This window comes from Longimicrobium terrae, from assembly GCF_014202995.1.
Lineage (GTDB): Bacteria > Gemmatimonadota > Gemmatimonadetes > Longimicrobiales > Longimicrobiaceae > Longimicrobium > Longimicrobium terrae.
Map to the genome: position 1 here is coordinate 1 of NZ_JACHIA010000026.1, position 17,254 is coordinate 17,254.

General features: G+C 69.9%; 14 protein-coding genes. 7 read left to right on the forward strand and 7 right to left on the reverse strand.

Translation table 11 applies throughout. The features are described 5' to 3' along the window. Nucleotides 1–670: 670 nt before the first annotated feature. On the forward strand, nucleotides 671–1,531 hold the full coding sequence (locus HNQ61_RS25440; RefSeq protein ID WP_170034240.1) for a helix-turn-helix domain-containing protein: 861 nt from the start codon (nucleotides 671–673) through the stop codon (nucleotides 1,529–1,531). Further along, entirely contained in the window at nucleotides 1,521–3,041 is a 1,521-nt protein-coding gene (locus HNQ61_RS25445; protein ID WP_170034238.1) for an APC family permease, read from the forward strand. Before HNQ61_RS25440 ends, HNQ61_RS25445 begins: the two co-directional genes overlap by 11 nt. 369 nt (nucleotides 3,042–3,410) lie before the next feature. Here HNQ61_RS25445 and HNQ61_RS25450 read toward each other — a convergent pair whose 3' ends face one another. From HNQ61_RS25450 to HNQ61_RS25475, 6 genes are all read right to left on the reverse strand, one after another. After that, nucleotides 3,411–5,852, reverse strand: a complete 2,442-nt coding sequence (locus HNQ61_RS25450; protein WP_170034236.1) for a zinc-dependent metalloprotease — start codon at nucleotides 5,850–5,852, stop codon at nucleotides 3,411–3,413. A gap of 318 nt (nucleotides 5,853–6,170) precedes the next feature. After that, nucleotides 6,171–6,938, reverse strand: a complete 768-nt coding sequence (locus HNQ61_RS25455) for a DUF4344 domain-containing metallopeptidase (RefSeq protein WP_170034234.1) — start codon at nucleotides 6,936–6,938, stop codon at nucleotides 6,171–6,173. A 146-nt stretch (nucleotides 6,939–7,084) separates the two neighbouring features. Further along, on the reverse strand, nucleotides 7,085–7,981 hold the full coding sequence (locus HNQ61_RS28385) for a Nif3-like dinuclear metal center hexameric protein (protein ID WP_205761417.1): 897 nt from the start codon (nucleotides 7,979–7,981) through the stop codon (nucleotides 7,085–7,087). Further along, the gene (locus HNQ61_RS25465; RefSeq protein ID WP_170034232.1) at nucleotides 7,981–8,763 is read right to left on the reverse strand and encodes a metallophosphoesterase family protein; all 783 of its coding nucleotides are present in this window, start codon (nucleotides 8,761–8,763) and stop codon (nucleotides 7,981–7,983) included. Before HNQ61_RS25465 ends, HNQ61_RS28385 begins: the two co-directional genes overlap by 1 nt. A 242-nt stretch (nucleotides 8,764–9,005) precedes the next feature. Beyond that, complete coding sequence (locus tag HNQ61_RS25470; protein WP_170034230.1) at nucleotides 9,006–10,244, reverse strand: ISH6 family transposase; 1,239 nt, start codon at nucleotides 10,242–10,244, stop codon at nucleotides 9,006–9,008. 384 nt (nucleotides 10,245–10,628) lie between these two features. Beyond that, entirely contained in the window at nucleotides 10,629–11,135 is a 507-nt protein-coding gene (locus HNQ61_RS25475) for a carboxymuconolactone decarboxylase family protein (protein WP_170034227.1), read from the reverse strand. 196 nt (nucleotides 11,136–11,331) lie between these two features. Here HNQ61_RS25475 and sigJ point away from each other — a divergent pair, with 196 nt between their 5' ends. After that, nucleotides 11,332–12,222, forward strand: coding sequence for an RNA polymerase sigma factor SigJ (gene sigJ, locus HNQ61_RS25480; RefSeq protein WP_205761406.1), 891 nt, complete (start codon nucleotides 11,332–11,334; stop codon nucleotides 12,220–12,222). Nucleotides 12,223–12,876: 654 nt separating this feature from the next. On the opposite strand, the gene HNQ61_RS25485 is transcribed toward sigJ, so the two are convergent. Continuing rightward, nucleotides 12,877–14,712, reverse strand: a complete 1,836-nt coding sequence (locus tag HNQ61_RS25485) for a DegV family protein (RefSeq protein ID WP_170034223.1) — start codon at nucleotides 14,710–14,712, stop codon at nucleotides 12,877–12,879. Nucleotides 14,713–14,966: 254 nt separating this feature from the next. On the opposite strand from HNQ61_RS25485, the gene HNQ61_RS25490 reads away from it, so the two are divergent. Genes HNQ61_RS25490 through HNQ61_RS25505 form a run of 4 tightly spaced genes read left to right on the forward strand, consistent with a single transcriptional unit; the run spans nucleotide 14,967 to nucleotide 17,108 of the window. Then, complete coding sequence (locus HNQ61_RS25490; protein WP_170034221.1) at nucleotides 14,967–15,866, forward strand: deoxyribonuclease IV; 900 nt, start codon at nucleotides 14,967–14,969, stop codon at nucleotides 15,864–15,866. Further along, a complete protein-coding gene (locus tag HNQ61_RS25495) occupies nucleotides 15,863–16,381 on the forward strand; it encodes a CAP domain-containing protein (protein ID WP_170034219.1) in 519 nt (172 codons plus the stop codon). The genes HNQ61_RS25490 and HNQ61_RS25495 overlap by 4 nt, the downstream gene beginning before the upstream one ends. After that, on the forward strand, nucleotides 16,378–16,650 hold the full coding sequence (locus tag HNQ61_RS25500; RefSeq protein ID WP_170034217.1) for a hypothetical protein: 273 nt from the start codon (nucleotides 16,378–16,380) through the stop codon (nucleotides 16,648–16,650). The genes HNQ61_RS25495 and HNQ61_RS25500 overlap by 4 nt, the downstream gene beginning before the upstream one ends. Then, nucleotides 16,647–17,108, forward strand: coding sequence for a NanQ anomerase/TabA/YiaL family protein (locus HNQ61_RS25505; RefSeq protein WP_170034215.1), 462 nt, complete (start codon nucleotides 16,647–16,649; stop codon nucleotides 17,106–17,108). Before HNQ61_RS25500 ends, HNQ61_RS25505 begins: the two co-directional genes overlap by 4 nt. The last annotated feature ends 146 nt before the right edge of the window (nucleotides 17,109–17,254 follow it).

Genomic DNA, 17,254 nt, shown 5'->3' on the forward strand with positions numbered 1-17,254 from the left:
TGGCGCATCAGCGGCGGCGGCCGCGTGTGGGGCGTCGCCGCGGCGACGCCCCACACGCGGGGTGAATCGGAGGAGCAACCAGGCCTGCGCAGACATAATACGGCTCAGGCGCGCATCCACATAATCATACGAGGCTGGACAAGGGTAGATCCTTCAGTCGCGCACGAGTCGTCGCGTCGGGAGACACGGCACGCGCTCCCTCAGGATGACGCCTCTTGGCGCAGGAACGGTAACACGTGGGGGCGGCTAACGCCGACGGCGTCATCCTGAGGCCCAGGCGCGCTGGACCCGCCCGCGCACCGTCCGTCGCGGGCCGAAGGACCTACCCTTCGCCTGCACCCGTGCCCGGGCGCGGTAGCGGCACGGAGCACCGCAAGGGAACGCCGGGCTCGTGCGTCACGCGACGTTGGCTCGGGCGAGCAGTAGATCCTTTGGTCGCGCATGACTCGGCCCGGCGGACAGGGCGGCGCATGCTCCCTCAGGATGACGCCTCGCGGCGCAGTGGCGCGCAATGGCTTCCGCTTACGGCTTCCGCTTACGGCTCGAGGTGGCGAATCCGTGCAGGAGGGGAGAGCTGGGCGCGGTCTCTAGCGATCCCCCAATCAGGATAGCGGGCGGAGGAGCGGATGCGTAGCTTCGGCGGCCCACCCGCGACCGGAGAATCGCCGCGATGCAGACCACCGCTCCCACCCCGCCTCGCGGCATCCTGCGCACGGGGCCGGCGGACAACGCCTTTCAGCTCGGCCGGCGCATGCCGTCCGCCGATGTGGCGGAGTTCGTCGAACACTTCTGGACGGTGCGGTGGGACCTGCGCGGCCGCGAGCCGCAGCTGCAGGAAACGCTGCCGCATCCCTCCGTCCATCTCACCATCGAAACCGACCGCTCGCGCATCATGGGCGTGGTGCGGCGGCGATTTTCCGTCACGCTGGCGGACGAGGGCTTCGCGTTCGGCATCAAGTTCCGCCCCGGCGCTTTTCAGCCCTTTCTGGGCGCGGCGGTCAGCACCATCGCCGACCGCGAACTCTCGCTCGAGGCCGTCTTTGGCGCGGAAGGTACGGCGCTGGACGCCGCCATCCGCTCGGTTGAAGACACGGACGAGCGCGCGGACCGCGCCGAATCCTTTTTGCGCGCCCGCCTTCCCGCGCCGGACGAGAACCGGCTGCTCGCGCGCCAGCTCGTGGACCGCATCCTGGAAGACCGCGCCATTCTGCGCGTGGAAGACCTGGTGCGGCACACCGGAATGAGCGCGCGCACGCTGCAGCGGCTCTTCAGCCGGTACGTGGGCGCCACGCCCAAGTGGGTCATCCAGCGATACCGCCTGCACGAAGCGGCGGAGCGGCTGGCCTCCGGGCAGGACGCGGCCGGCCCGTCGCTGGCATACGAACTGGGCTACTGCGACCAGGCGCACTTCATCAACGACTTTCGCGCCATCGTGGGCGTATCCCCCGCCGAATACGCCCGCCGCTCCGCCGCCGCACGCTGCCCTCGCGGCGTCGTCCCCATCACCCCTCCCGCCACAGATGCCCGATAATCTCGAAACCCGGCTGGACCGCGGCCTGGGCCCGATGGACGCCACGCTGCTGGTGATCGGCTCCATGATCGGCTCGGGCATCTTCATCACCAGCGCGGAAAGCACCCGGCTGGTGGGCTCGCCCGGGTGGCTGCTGGCAGCATGGGCGCTGGCGGGATTGATGACGATCACCGGCGCGCTGTCCTGCGCGGAGCTGGCGGCCATGTGGCCGCGCGCTGGCGGGCAATATGTGTTTCTGCGCGAGGCATACGGGCCCATGACGGGCTTTCTGTTCGGCTGGGGGATGTGGGTGGTGATCCAGACGGGGACCATCGCCGCCGTCGCCGTCGCCTTTGCGAGCTTTCTGGGCGTGATGGTGCCCGGCGTGTCGGGAACCGCGTATCTGATCGACCCGATCATCTTTGGCCGGTACGCCGTTTCGCTTTCCACGCAGCAGGCCGTGGCGGCGGGAATGATCCTGCTGCTGACCGCGGTGAACATGCGCGGGCTGCAGGCGGGGCGGTGGATTCAGAACACCTTTACCGTCGCCAAGACGGGCGCGCTGCTGGGGCTGGTGGTGCTGGGACTGCTGGCGGGATGGAATGCGCGCGGCGCGGCGTTCACCTCGTCGTGGTGGAACCCGTGGGCGAACGGATGGACGCCGGAAAACGTGCAGCCGGGGCTGGGCGTGGCGGGCGGGCTGGCGCTCGTCCTCCTCCTGGGCCGTGCGATGGTGGGGCCGCTGTTTGCGCAGTCCGCGTGGAACAACGTCACCTTTACCGCCGGAGAGGTGCGCGATCCCGGCCGCACCCTGCCGCGCGCGCTGCTGATTGGATGTGGCGTTGTCGTCGTGCTTTACCTGCTGGCCAACGTGGCGTACGTGGTTACGCTGCCGCTGGACGGCATCCGGGACGCGCCACAGAAGCGCGTGGCGGTCGCCGCGGTGCAGCAGATCCTTGGCCCCGCCGGCGCGCTGGCGATGGCCGTGGCGATCCTGGTGAGCACATTCGGCTGCAACAACGGGCTCATCCTGGCCGGCGCGCGCGTGCAGTACGCGATGGCGAACGACGGCCTCTTCTTTCGCGCCGCCGCACGGCTGAACCGCCACCGCGTGCCCGGCGCTGCGCTGCTGGCGCAAGGGGTGTGGGCCGCGCTGCTGACGCTGCCGCGCACCGTCACCACCGATGCCGCCACGGGTGCGCCGGTGTTCGGCAACGTGTACACGCAGCTGCTGGAGTACATCATCTCCGCGGACCTGGTGTTCTACGGGCTGATGGTGGGCGCGGTGATCCTGGTGCGCCGGCGGCGGCCGGAGCTGGCGCGGCCGTACCGCACATTCGGTTATCCATTGACGCCGCTGGTGTACCTGGTGCTTGCGGCGGTGCTGGTGGCGGATCTGGCGTGGCTTGCGCCGGAGACGAGCGGGATGGGGTATCTGCTGGTGCTGACCGGCGTGCCCGTGTACCTGGTCTGGCGCCGCCGCCCGGCCCCCTCGCCCGCGCTGGCGGATACCGCGCGTCCCGCGGTGTGACGCGCATGGGATGCGCAGCGGAGAGTTCAGCACCGGACGCACAGGATCACGTGGCCCCGGGGTGTGTTGAGCGAATGAATCCGCCGCTCAAACCGCGGTAAGCCCCGATCGTGGCCGCTGACGCGTCCACGATCGGGGCTTCAACTGCGTTCTGGATTACGAGCCGGGCTGGGGTGTGCTCCCTCTCCCACATCCGTTCGTGGGAGAGGGTCGTCGTGCGCAGCACGCGGGTGAGGGCCACCGCCCGCCGCCGCGCACCGAACCCACCTCCACACCGAACGGCTCCCCGCGACCCTGAAACACCCGACCCGCATTCCGCATCCGCCCCAACGAAAAGCGCCCCGCGGACACTCCGCGGGGCGCTTCGTTTCAGAACTCGTCTTCGCTGCCGATGGGCTGCCCGGGAGGCGCATCAGGGACGGCGATGCGCTGCTGCGGCTGGTACGGCCGCTCCACGAAGCGCTTGATGTCGCTCACCAGCAGCGCGCCGTGCGCGTCGTACGGCACCGCGTGCTCCGTGATCATCCGGCTGATGTTGAGCAGCACCTGCTGCGCCGTGGCGCGCACCTGCGGCATCGGCGCCGACTCCGCCAGCACCATCAGCCGCTCCACCACCACGCGCTCCACCGCGCGGTCGATCTCCCGCAGATACTCATCGTCCGGACGCTGGCGGAATGTGCGCTCCACCAGCTGGTTCAGCGTCCACTCCAGGTTGGGCATGCGGCGGTCCAGCGCGCCCTGCTCCACCAGCCGCGCGGCGCGCTCGGGGTTCAGAATCATGCCCACCGTCATGTCCGCCGCGGCGGTGGCGGGCGAGATGGCGTCGAAGCCCATTCCCGTCCACCGGTCGAACAGCTCGCGCGTGGGATCGTACGTCATGGGGCGCGGCGGAATCAGCGCCAGCAGCGGGCGCGGCAGGGCGAGCTCCGCCGGGTCCAGCGTGGCCAGCAGCGCATCCAGCGCCGCGCGCTGCTGCGCGGCGGGCACCGGGGTCAGCGGCGTCTGCCCGTCGCCGCGCAGCGCGTACGTGTAATCCACCCCGCCCAGGGCCTTGCTGGCGGCTTCTACCTGGTAGCGGTGGTGCAGGTACACCGGCACCAGCACCTCTTCCAGCGTGGCCAGCGGGCGCCCGGCACGGATCGCGTTCTGCCCGAAGCGGTCCAGCGCGGCCCGCCGCACCCGCATCGTCCGCCGCAGCTCCGCCGTGGCGTCAGCGCCGTTGTCCCACAGGTGCGCCACGGGGCTCACGCTTCCCGCCGGACGAGCGTCCTGGTCCGTCAGCAGAGTGATGCCGCGCGCCCGCGCCTCGGCCAGCACGGCGTCCAGCGCGGCCTGCTCATTCGCGCCCGCTGGCGGATCCCGGTAGCCCCAAGTGATGGCGACCTTGTCCCACGGGCCGATCTCCGCCGTGTACGCCTCGGACAGATCGATGGTCCCGTCCGCGCGCAGCTGCACCAGCGGATGCGGGTAGTCCATCACCGACGCGCGGCCCTGCGCGCTGGCGATGTAGTTGTGCACCAGCCCCAGCGTGTGCCCCACCTCGTGCGCGGCCAGCTGGCGGATGCGGGCCAGCGCCATGCGCTCCAGCTCCGCAGGCCTCTCCGTTCCCGTCGCGTACGGCGCAAGCAGCCCCTCGGCGATCAGGTAGTCCTGCCGAACGCGCAGCGAGCCCAGGGTGACGTGGCCCTTGATGATTTCGCCCGTGCGCGGGTCGGTGACGGTGTTGCCGTAGCTCCACCCGCGGGTGGACCTGTGCACCCACTGGATCACGTTGTAGCGAACATCCATGGGATCCGCGCCCTCCGGCAGCAGCTCCACGCGGAACGCGTCGCGGTAGCCGGCGGCTTCGAACGCCTGGTTCCACCACCGCGCCCCGTCCAGCAGCGCCGAGCGGATGGGCTCCGGCGCGCCGCGGTCCACGTAGTAGACGATGGGCTCCACCGCTTCGCTCATGGCCGCGGAGGGGTCGCGCTTTTCTAGCCGGTGGCGGGAGATCATCCGCTGGACGATGTCTTCGCCCACCGGCGTGGCGTAGTCGAAGTACGAGATGCCGAAGAATCCGCCGCGCGGATCCGAGCGGCGCGGCCGGTACCCCGGCGGCGGCAGCGCCACGAACGACAGCCGCTGGCGCAGGGTGATGGCCTCCGGCGTGGGCGTCACGTCGCGCACCAGGCTGCCGGGGTTGTCGCCCGTAAAGGTGAGCGTCGCCTCGATCTCCGTGTTCCGCGGAAATCCGCGCGTGTTCTGCAGATACAGCGCGCTGCGCGTGGCGTCCAGCCGGTAGTCGCCCTGGCGGCTGCGGCGCAGCGCGGCCACCACGCCGTGCGCGTCGCGAAGCACGAAGTCCGTCGCGTCCACCAGCACGCGGCCATCGGTTTCCGCCGCGACCGTGAATCCCCAGAGCACGGACTGCGCGAACGACTGCTCCACCGCGCGCCGCTCGTTCTCGTCCGGCGACACCGCGCGGTACGCCTGGTTGGGCTGCACCAGCAGCACGCGCGGGCCCACGCGGTCAAAGCGCACCAGCCGCTCGCCGCCGATCTGCCCGCGGTCCAGGCCAATGTCGTTGGAGCCCAGCCCCGCCGGCAGCGATACGACGTAGATCAGTTCCTCGCCGGTCCGCGGCACCTCCATCCACAGCTTGCCCGCGGACGCGTCCCAGTAGACGGGAACAAAGCCGTCGCGCCGTTCCATTCCACGCGTCTTTTCGGCGATGGAGGGAAGCGGCGCCTGCGCGGCGGCGTGCGGCGCCGGAACAGCGGGCGCGAGCAGCAGGACGGCCAGGACCGCCCATCGTGTGGCAAAGCGCATCAACGGAAACCAGGGAGGGATGTGGCCGGATCGCGACGTGACGCTACAATACGAGCGCCCACCCCGCCGGGCAACAGAAAATCTCGCGTTGCGGCTGCGATCGGTACAAATTGGACACCGTGCGAACAACTTTCGTCGACAATCGAAGTGTGGGGCGGGAGAGGATGAACGGCAACTGCCCTGACGCGGGGGGCGCGGAGGTTGGCGGAGGTGCGCGGGGGAACGGAGCGTCGCCGGAGCGCGTCTGGCGGATTACGAGCGGCCGGGGTGGCCGGGGGACACCCGGCGCCGGCGGGCGCCGGCGCCGGGTCTGGGCGTTCAGCCGCGGAGGTGTGGTTGGATCATCCGGTCCCACCGCTGCGCTGTGTTGCGTGCCTCGGTAATGCAGGCTCGCGCGCGGCTCTCGCTCAGGCGGCCTTCGCTCACCACCCAGTCGTGTTTCGCGGGCGCGTAGCCGTAGATGAGGCAGGTGAGCTTCTGCAGCCGCGCCGCGTCCATTCCGGGTTCGGTCGACCTGGGATGCTCCCAGTTGATCCCGAGCTCGTGGAGCGTGATGGCGCCCCGCAGCATGGTCGAGGTCTCCTCCGGTTCGGCGTCCGCCTCGCGTTCGAGGTCCGCGATGAACAGGTCCGCGGCTTCTTCGGCGGGGAGGGACAGGGGAAGATTCAGTTCGTCGACCAGCGCGTGCCCCATCGCGTGAAGCATGACGGCAAAAAAAGTTTCAAAGAATTCCTCGTCACCTCCTCCATCCGCGCGGATCTCCTCGAGCAGCTTCGTGACCAGCTCGTAGCAGAGCCGGACAGCCGGCCGATCCGGCTGGTAGAACGCGCCGGGAACGCCGCATTCGGCCATTTCCACCGTAATGTTGCGTGGAAGATTGAATTCGCTCATGGTCTCGAGCAGGGAGCCCAGCCGGTCCCGGGACCGGAAGCTCTCCTGAAGGGCCGCGTACGCCGGCGTCCGGACCGTCGGGTACGCAGGCACCCAGCGTCCCTGCGCCGCGGCGCGGGCCGGGGACAGCGCAAGGAGGGCCAGCGTGGCGGCCGTGGTGAGCAGGGTCAGGCGCCTGGGCATGGGGATGTTCATCGGGGAATGAGACGGGTAAACAGATGATGAGGATATGGAGCGCTCCGTATCCGGGCAATGCGCGGGCGGTTCGGAGACTGGATGGAGGTCGTGCGACACCGCCGTCGCGAGCCACCGGGGCACCGGACGGGAGCGGCCTGGCGTCACTACCTGGTGTATGGCGGGATCGGGATGGGCCGGACGTTCTGCCGGGCGGTGCCGGGCGCATCCACGTGGAGGCCGGGGAAGCGCACCGCGAGCAGCGCGGCCAGGAGCGCCAGACCGTGCTCCTCCGATCGTTCGTGGCCGATGGCGACGGCCACGATCCCGGTCTCGTCGATGGCGCGGCGGGCGGGGGCGCGAAGCTGGCCCGTGATGTACAGCCCGGCGCCCTTTTCCGCCGCCGCGCGCACCAGCGCATCCGTCATCGCGCCCACGACCGCAATGCGGTGGATGGTGGGCCCGCCAACAGGCAGCGCGACACCATTTTCCGCCACCCGGGGATCACCATCCGCCTCTGAATTCTCCCCCTCTCCCGCGGAGCGGGGGAGGGGGCCGGGGGGAGGGGGCCCCTCCGGATGCGCGAGGCATGAGGAGCCGACCGATCCCCCGCCGCGCACCTCCTCCACCCCGCCGAATTCCGCCACGAGGCGCGCATGCCACGACGCCGCGCCGGACGGCTGCGCGTCGCCGATCATCCCCACGGGGCGGCCGCGGTGCTCGCCGAACGGTTCCACGCCGGTCATCCCCAGCGCCGCGGCGAGGTGCGGGTTGGCGCCCAGGGTGAGGCGCGCGTCGAACGCCGCGTGCGAGCACAGGATGCCCGCATCGTCCGGCAGGTTCAGCGTTTCCGCGCCCCACGGTCGGTGGAGAAAGACGGCGTCCCACCCCTCGTCCCGCGCGCGATCCGCCACGTCCGCGGTCGGGGCGAGCGCAAAGCCCAGCCGCCGCACCGGGCGGGCGCTGGCGCGAAAGATCGTTGGCGGATCGTCGGGGAAGGCGCCGGTGTCCAGCAGTTCATCCGCCGCACGCGCAAGTTCCGCCAGGGACGGCGCGGAATCCATCAGCAGAAGAGCGGGCCCGCGGGCTCGGACCGGGGGATCCCGTCGTCCCACACCAGGTGCAGCGGGCTGTCGGATTCGGGGCGAAAGTAGTTCTGCACGTAGCGCACGCCCGCGATCTCCTGGTCCGCGGGAATGTGCGTGTGCCCGAACACGTGAACGCGCGATCCGAGGCGCCGGATCTGGCTGTCGAGTTCCGTGGTTCCCGCCACCAGCGGCAGTCCCTTGAAGTGCAGCCACCGCACCGCCGGCACCAGTTCCGTCCGTGGCACGAAGTGGCTGAAGCTGATGACCGGCGCGTCGTACGAGTGCAGGTGCGGCTCGTTCAGGGACAGAAAAAAGCGGTCCGGGCGCTCCGCCTCGCGCGGCCAGCGGCAGAAATACCGGTCTGACCATCCCTCCAGTTCGTCCGCCGCCCCCTCGCCGCGCACATCGAACGAGGCGTGGTACCAGGAAAACAGCGGCACCACCCAGGCTCCGCCCACGCGGCCGGGCGCGGTGCGCACGCCGGCCTGGTCGCACACGCGCAGCACCGCGCGGAACTTGTCCACCGAATCGCGCGGCTCACCGCGTACCCACAGTTCGTGGTTGCCGGGGACGAAAAAGACCTCGCGAAACCGCGACGCCAGCATCTCCAGCGTGTCGCGCAGCACGGAGAGCGAATCGGCGATGTCGCCGGCGACGATCAGCACGTCGTCCGCGTGGCCGGTCAGGGGCGCGCGGGCGAGCGCCTCGCGGTTGACGCGGATGTCGGTGTGCAGGTCGGAGATTGCGTATACGCGCATGACGTGTCTGATATGGAACCCCCGTGCCACGTGCGTGTCCACGCCGGCCGGGTCTCCGAATGTGCTGCTCGTGGCGTCTTTCGGGTTTTCGGTGGATGATGATCCACGATCCGGCGCCGGGGGGCAAGAGCCGGGGCGGTTCGGGCGGGGGACTGTGGGGAAGGTTGGTTCTTGTTTCGATGAGCTACGCGCGGCCGCCTGTCCAGGAGCGAATGAATTGATAGCAAGGCCTTTTGTTGGCATCAGGCATGAGGCACCGGGTGGAAAGTGATCGGCTGGACAGGGAGCCAGACACGATCGAAGTCATCCGGATTGAGCCGCAGGGCGTGCCGCAGCTTGAGCATGTTGTTCACGCCCTTCGTGCTCCACAGCACACCGACGTCGGTCCTGCGGTTTACCTCCCGCATCTCCCGCTCGGCCAGGCTCGTGGTCCGCGCGGCAGAGGGTTCGTCGTACAGGATGCGGCTCACGGAATCCCGCAGCATCGCCTTTGCGCGGCGGTACGGCAACGCCTGCCAGAATGCCTCGAAGCGCAGCTGCTTCACCGCCGGCGGGTCCAGGCTCCACAGGATGGCGTTGAGTTCCTGCACCCGCTTCTTGCGCTCCGCGACGGGTACGTGGTCCAGCGCCATCAGGTGCTTCGACGTGTGTCCCATGTGCCACTCGCAGAGCTGGTGGCGCACACCCGGATGCTGGCGGGCAAGGACTTCCGGGATCCCCGCCTCCCGGTCCGTCACGATCACGTCGGACGCGATCCCGGCAGGCAGCGCCTCCGACCAGCCGACCGGCCCGATGGACCAGCCCGCGATCCGCTTGCGGACACGGGGGCGCCCGTTCTCCGTGCAGCGGCCCAGGATCTGGAATGCAATCCGCACGTCGGTGCCATACCGGCTCTTCCCCGCGGGCACCTTGGTCCCATCCGCCATCGCCACCTTGCAGCCAGGGGCCGGGGTGAAGACGACCTTCTCGCCGCGCGCCTGTACGCACCGGTGCAGCGTGCGTGGCGAGACGCTGCTGCCCAGCCACGTCTTCGCCAGCGAGCAGGTCTTCCCGTACGACTGGTTCGTGACGGCCTCGACCAGCTTGCGCTCCAGTTCCTCGGCGATGCGCTGGCGTGGCCTGATGCCGAGCAGTTCCGCGTATGGGCTCCACGTTCTGCCGCACTCGCGACACGTGACCTGCCGCAGCGCGAAGCACAGCACGCCGGAACTGATGCGCAGCTTCCGCCGGCGACAGCCACGGGCCCCGAGTCTGGCGTCCGGACCCACATGTACCACACCGCACCGGTGGCAGACGATCTCCGCCTCACCCGCGAAGACCCGCTCCAGGTGCTCCTCCTGCGCCTGCTCCACAATCCTGGCCGCAGCCCCCAGGGCGAGCTCCCGGCCGATGCGGGGCAGCCCGTTCGCCAGGTCGTTGATCCCGGCGGCAGACACGGTTACGTTCCACGACAGCTGGATACTGGTTTCCAGCGTGAGCATGAGGCGCCTCCCTTCTCGCGTGATGGGTTCGGTGCCTCATGCTCTTTTTTCACCCCGTTGTCAACATAACGCTACGCTATCAATGAATTCGCCGCTGGAACCGCACGAAGTCCGCCTTCGCGGACTGGGTCCGAGACTTTGTCGGGTAGCCCGGATTCCGGCGATTGAAGAAGGTGGGATGATGGTTTTCGGTGCTGGGCAGAGGCGGCAGGCGCGCGGGGCGGATGGCATGGGACGCACTACCTGATCGCGTCTGTTGGGGACAGATGCCGCGCGGCGGGAAGCATGTGGAACGGCACGCTGTGCCCCGCGGATGGCGGGGAGACAGACGAACGGTGCCGGTCGCGCGCGGACCGGCACCGTGCATCGGACACGCGGTTCCCGTCAGGCGCGCGGCGCTTGGCCGACGGGGGTGCGGAAGGTGATGGCGAGGCGGTTCCATCCGTTGATGGCCACGACGGCCATCGTCAGGTTCACCAGCTCGGCTTCCGTAAAGTGCTGCGACGCCTCGGCGTACAGCTCGTCGGACACGCCGCCGTCGCCGATGCGCGTGACGGCTTCGGTCCACGCCAGCGCCGACCGTTCGCGCGGGCTGAAGAACGGCGTTTCCCGCCAGACCGGGACCGCGTACAGCCGCCGTTCCGCTTCGCCCGCCTGGCGCGCGTGGGTGGTGTGCATGTCCAGGCAGTACGCGCACCCGTTCATGATGCTCGCGCGCACCTTGATGAGCGTGATCAGCGATTCCTCCAGGCCGCTGGCCAGCACGTACTGCTCCAGGCCGTACTGCGCCCGCAGCGCGCCCGGCGCCGCGCGGGAGTAGTCCAGCCGCGCGGGATGCTGCGGGTAGAGCACAACGGCCTCCTCGGGCCGGGCAAGTTCAGTTTGCGTCATGGTCGGGTCTCCAGGTCAGATCAGCACGGGCCGGCGGATTCGCCGTTCCTGCATGGTAGACGGAGGCCGGGCCGAGTTGTGACAGCGGATCGGTGCGCGTTATCGTGACGGGAGAAACGACGCGCCCGCTTTGGCGAACCACACGGATGACGACGGAGACGCGACGCGCATGGACGGTCCCCGAGGCGACGCACGCATGAACGCGAACGAACACGCGGCCGCGCCGGAAGTGCTGAAGCACCGGCCCCGGCTGCTGGGCCTGGGCTACCGCATGCTGGGCGACGTGCAGGAGGCGGAGGACGTGGTGCAGGAGGCGTATCTGCGCTGGTTCCAGGGCGAGCGCGACGAGGTGCTCTCGCCCGAGGCGTGGCTGCTTACGGTGGTAAGCCGCCTGTCCGTGGACCGGCTGCGGTCAGCGCAGCGCAGGCGCGAAACGTACATCGGGCCGTGGCTTCCCGAACCCGTGGCGACGGAGCCGCCGGCGGACGCGCGCATGGAGCGGGCGTCGGACCTGTCCGTGGCGATGCTGATGATGCTGGAGCGGCTGGCGCCGGAGGAGCGCGCCATCTTTCTGCTGCGCGAGGTGTTCGGCACGGAGTACCGCGAGATCGCGCGGATCATGGGGCGCGGCGAGGCGTCGGTGCGGCAGACCGTGCACCGCGCGCGCGAACGGGTGCGGGAGGGAAAGCCTCGTTTTGCGCCGCCGCCGGACGTGCAGGGCGAGCTTCTGCGCCGCTTTCGCGCGGCGCTGGCGGACGACGACGCGGAGGCGGTGCTGGCGCTGCTGGCCCCGGACGTCACCTTCACCAGCGACGGCGGCGGCGTGGTGAACGCGGCGCGCAACGTCATCGTGGGCGCGGACCGGGTGCTGCGGTTCCTGCAGGGGATTCAGCGCAAGTTCCCCGGCCGCCTGTCCGGCGAACTGGCGAGCCTGAACGGCGAGCCCGCGCTGACGGTGACGCTGGGCGGCGACGTGATCCTCACGCTCTCGATCGATACGGACGGCGAGCGCATCAGCGCCTTTTACGCGGTCCTCAACCCGGCCAAGCTGCGCGGGTTGATGAACGGCCCGCTTGCGATGGAGTAGGGTGCGGATGGCCCCCACCCGGGCCGGCACCACCGGCCCACCCTCCCCGGCGAGAGCGAATGAATCCGCCGCTCAAACCGCGGGAACCCCCGACACGCCGCCCACAGGCGCCGTTCGGGGCTTCAACTGCATCTCGGGACGGCCGGGGGATCGCGCCTGGTCCGCGGAGGCGGACATTGTGCGGTTCGAGGCGCGGTTTCAACCGCCGGACGGCAACCCTCCGATGCGCACCGAATCTCCTCCCGCGCCTCACCGTCCGAGCCGACGCATCCGCGCCTCGGAATGGAAACAAGCACCGCCCGCGGCAGACACGCCGCGGGCGGTGTTTTTGTCGGCGTTCGCCGAAGTTGCGTGAGGGATTCGCGCCCGGAGGGCCGAGAACCCGGTTCGCGCATGCTTCATCTCCGCGTCGGGCGACCAACCGTGGCGCGAACCGGGGGCTCGGCGCCGTTGGCAACAGCTGTATCGTTGCCTACGGCGCGCGAAGCCCGACCCCGCGCAGCGGGGACACGCCCAGAACCGAAGTGCGTGAGTGCGTTAGTGCTGGGTGCGTGAGTGCGGAACAGCAGTACGAGAGTACGGAAGTACGAGGTACGAAAGTGCGCTGGACCGGGGACGGGAGCCCGATCCAGCGCACATCGTGACTGCAGAAGCTCAATCCTCGACCAGGTACGCGATGCCCCAGGCGCCTTCGCCCGCGTGCGTCCCGATGATGGGCGTGCCGGCGGCCGTAACCACTTCCGTGTCGCGGCCGTACTTCGCCCGGATCGCCTGCGTGACGGGAACCAGCACGTCCGAAGCCGCCACGTGCATCACCCCGAAGCGCACCTTCTTCGCCCCCTTGGGCACCTTGCGCTCCAGGATCTCCAGCATGCGCGGCATCATGTTCTTGCGGCCGCGCACCTTGTCGATGGGCACCAGCTTGCCCGCCTCGTCGATGTCCAGCACCGGCTTGATATCCAGCAGGCTGCCCAGCCACGCCTTGCCGCGCCCTACCCGCCCCGACGCCAGCGCCCGCTCGAACGTGTCCAGGATGATGAAGAAGCCGGACTGCTTTCGAATCCGCTCCAGCTCGGCGACGATCTTCTCGGCCTCCCACCCCATCTCGCCCAGCTCGCTCGCCTTGAGCGCCAGAAGGCCCTGAAGCAGCGAGCCGCCCCGGCTGTCCACCAGGTGCACCGGCACGTCGTCCTGGCCGCGGTGCTTGAGCGCGGCCTGCGCCGACGCGTACGTCCCCGACAGCGCGGACGACAGCAGCACGGCCACCACGTTCTCGCCCTCTTCCGACGCGCGGCGGAAGCCTTCCAGGAACGCGGCCGGCGCGGGCTGCGACGTGCTGGGGTGCGCGCCCTTGCGCAGCTGGTCCACGAACTGCTCGGCCGAAATGTCCAGCCGGTCGCGGTACGCCTTGTCCTCAAAGATCAGGTTCAGCGGCACCAGGTGCATGCCGTGCGCGCGGACGATGTCGTCCGGCAGGTCGCACGCGGTGTCCACCACCACGCTGATGGGCCGGCGCGCCAGCATCATGTGCCCGGCGGCGGAGCGCTCGGCCACCGCGTGCTGGGCGTGCATGTCCTCCGCCTTCCTGGTCGCCAGCTCGCCGAAGCCGCGAAGGTAGCTGAACACCTCCTCCGGCTGGTCGGTGTGCACGTGGATCTTGAGCAGGTCGTTGCTGCGGATGACCACCAGCGAGTCGCCCCGCTCGCGCAGCCACGACTGCACCGTCTCCTGCGTGGGCAGCCCCTGGCCGCGCACCAGCGCCTCGGTGCAGTAGCGGTACTTTTCGCTTTCCGCCGAGTACGCGGCCTGCGCCGCCGCAAACACCGGCACCTCGCCGTCCGCCTCGAACGAGGGCGCGTCCGGCAGCGCGATGAGCGGGTCGCCGCTCATGTAGCCGGCGATCCCCTCCAGCACGTGCACGAAACCCTTGGCCCCCGCGTCCACCACGCCCGCCGTCTTGAGCGCGGGAAGCAGGTCCGGCGTGCTGGCCAGCGCCTCGCGCGCCTTTACCAGCAGCTGCTCGAAGAGCACCACGAAGTCGGAGCCCTGCAGCCTCTCCGCCTCGTCGGCGATGGCGCGCATGATGGTGATCATCGTGCCTTCCACCGGCTTTTCCAGCGCGCGGTACACGTGCTCGGTGGCGCTGCGCAGCACCTCGCCGAACTCGCTCACCCGCAGCCGCGTGCGGTCGCCGATGGCGTCGCTGAAGCCCAGCAGAAAGTGCGACAGGATCATCCCGCAGTTGCCGCGGGCCCCCAGGATCCCCGCCTCCGCCGCCACCTTGGCCACCGCGCCCACGCTGCTGTCGCGGTTGTGGCGCAGGTGGTCGGCGATGGAGTTGACGGTCAGCGCCAGGTTGGTGCCCGTGTCGCCGTCGGGGACGGGGAATACATTGATGCGGTTGAGGTCCGCCCGGTGGCGCTGAACGTACTGCGCCGAGACGATGAGGGCCTCACGCAGGCCGGTTCCGTCTAGAAACGTAGCTTTCATGCGGAAAAGTATAGCGCGCGGTCGGCGCAGGGGCCAGCGGCGCCGCGGGAGGGCGGCCCGGGCCCGTGCGTCCGCGCCCCGGGACGGAGCGCGAAAAGGGCTGGTGCGTACGGGGGTGTCCGGTCCGCAACCTGCCGCCTCGCGTGCGTTCGTGCAAGGACCGCGCACGCGCACCCCTCGCGCGGGAGGGCGGCGCCGCGCTACCATCCATGCGCGAGGCGGGCGCCGCGCATCCACCCCGGACCAGCCATCCCATGCCGAAACACCATCTGGGCGCGCACACGGTCGACAACGGCGGCATTCACATGGCCGCCCTGCGCGCCGGCGCGGCGGGCTTCACCGCGCTGCAGTGCTTTACGGCCATCCCCAAGTTCTACGGCGACAAGAGCACCATCAAGCCGGAACGGGTGGAGCGCTTTGGCCGCGCGCTGGACGAGGCCGGCATTCCCGCCAAGAACGTCGTCGTGCACGCCGCGTACGTGCTGAGCGTGGCCACGGCCGAGCCGGACAAGTGGGAGCGCGCGGCGGCGGGGCTGGCCAAGGAGATGGAGCGGTCCACCACGCTGGGGGTGGGCGCGGTGTGCTTCCATCCCGGATCCGCCACGGACGGTGATCCCAAAAAAGCCGCGGAAAGGGTGGCGAAGGCCATCACCCAGGCGCTACGTTCGGTCGATGGAACCACGCGGCTGCTGGTGGAAAACACCGCCGGCGCGGGCAAGACGGTCGGCCGCACGGCGGAAGAGGTGGCGGATATTCTCCGCCATGTGCCGGACGAACTGCGCGAGCGCACGGGGTACGGGCTGGACACCTGCCACATGTTCGCCAGCGGCTGGGCCATCCACGAATCGGCCAAGCGGCAGAAGGAGATTCTGGATGAGTGGGAGCAGACCACGGGCGAGCGCCCCGGCTTCTTTCACCTGAACGACAGCGAAGGCGCGTTCGCCAGCAACAAGGACCGCCACATGCTGCTGGGCGAGGGGCAGATCGGCGCCGAGCCGTTCCGCTGGCTGCTGGCCGACCCGCGCAGCCGCGGCATTCCGCTCATCCTTGAGACGCCGCAGGAGAACTACGAGATCGCGGACGACGACGCCTCCGCCGATCCGTTCGACCTGCGGATGATGGAGCTGCTGACCTCGCTGGAGGCCCGGCGATGAGCCCCCGCCGATGCGCCGCGGCGGCACTGCTGCTGGCCCTGTCCGCCTGCGCGCCCATGCCCGCGGGAACGGCGGGAGCGGCGCGCGCGGTGCCTGGCGCCGCCTTCCCCACGGACGACGCGCCGTTCAGCGGGCCGGCCGCCATCGAGCACCTGGTGACGATTGTAAACCGCCACCGCGCGACCAAGGGCTGCCCGGCGCTGGAGTGGATGCCGGAAGCGGCGCGCGTGGCGCAGGCGCACAGCGACGACATGGCGCGCCGCAACTACTTCAGCCACATCTCGCCGGAGGGGCGCGCGCCCATGGGCCGGCTGCAGGCCGCCGGCATCCGCTACCGGCGCATGGGCGAGAACATCGCCCAGACCCCCGGCGGGCCCGACGACGCGCTGGGGCTTTGGCTCACCAGTCCGGGGCACCGGGAAATTCTGGAAGACTGCGAGTACACGCACCACGGCATCGGCGAGCGCGACGGCCGGTGGACGCACGTCTTCGTTACGCCCTGGAGCGAGCCGTGAGCGACCTGATCCGCCAGCGCCGGGCAAACCGCTCGCGCTTTCTGGAGATGCTGTACCGCTGCAGCGAGGAGCAGGCGACGGAGTACGTGGACGGGTACGAGATCGCGGACGAGCTGGCCATCGAGCGGGTAGATGCGGAACGCATCGTCCGCTACCTGGAGGATCACGGCTTCGCGGCCAAGACGGGGCGCACAGGAATGGTGGTGCGCATCACGGCCGCGGGCATCGACGAAGTGGAGCGGCGCCTGGCGCCGGAAGACGACGAATGATTCTGACGACGCTGGCGGATTCCGCCGTGTATGAAGTGCTGGGGCCGCGCGTGGCCGCCGGGCTGCGCTGGCTGCGGTCGGTGGACCCCGCCATCGCGGACGGCCGCCACCCGATCGAGGGCGACGACGTGTGGGCGCTGGTGAGCTCGTACGAGACGGGCCCCGCGACCGAAAAGCGCTTTGAGGCGCACCGCGTGTACGTGGACCTGCAGTACGTGGCGGCGGGGACCGAGCGCATTCTGCACGCACCGCTGGAGACGGTGGAAGTGGCCGAGCCGTACGCGGAATCCAACGACATCACCTGGTTTGCGGAGCCGCCGTTTTCCAGCTCGCTGCTGATGCGTACGGGCGACCTGGCCGTCTTTCACCCGGAGGACGCGCACAAGCCCGGGTGCATGGCGGGCGGCAAGCACGCGGTCAAGAAGATCGTGGTAAAGGTGCGGCTGCGGGACCGGTAGATTCAGGACGGCTGATCGACAGCGCCGGCGCGGATCGGCGAATTCCAGGGCGGCCCCCACCCGGGCTCGTACTACTCGCCCACCCTCCCCCAAAAAAGACTGGGGGAGGGTTGTTGGGGCGGATGGGCCGGTGCGGGTCGGAAGAT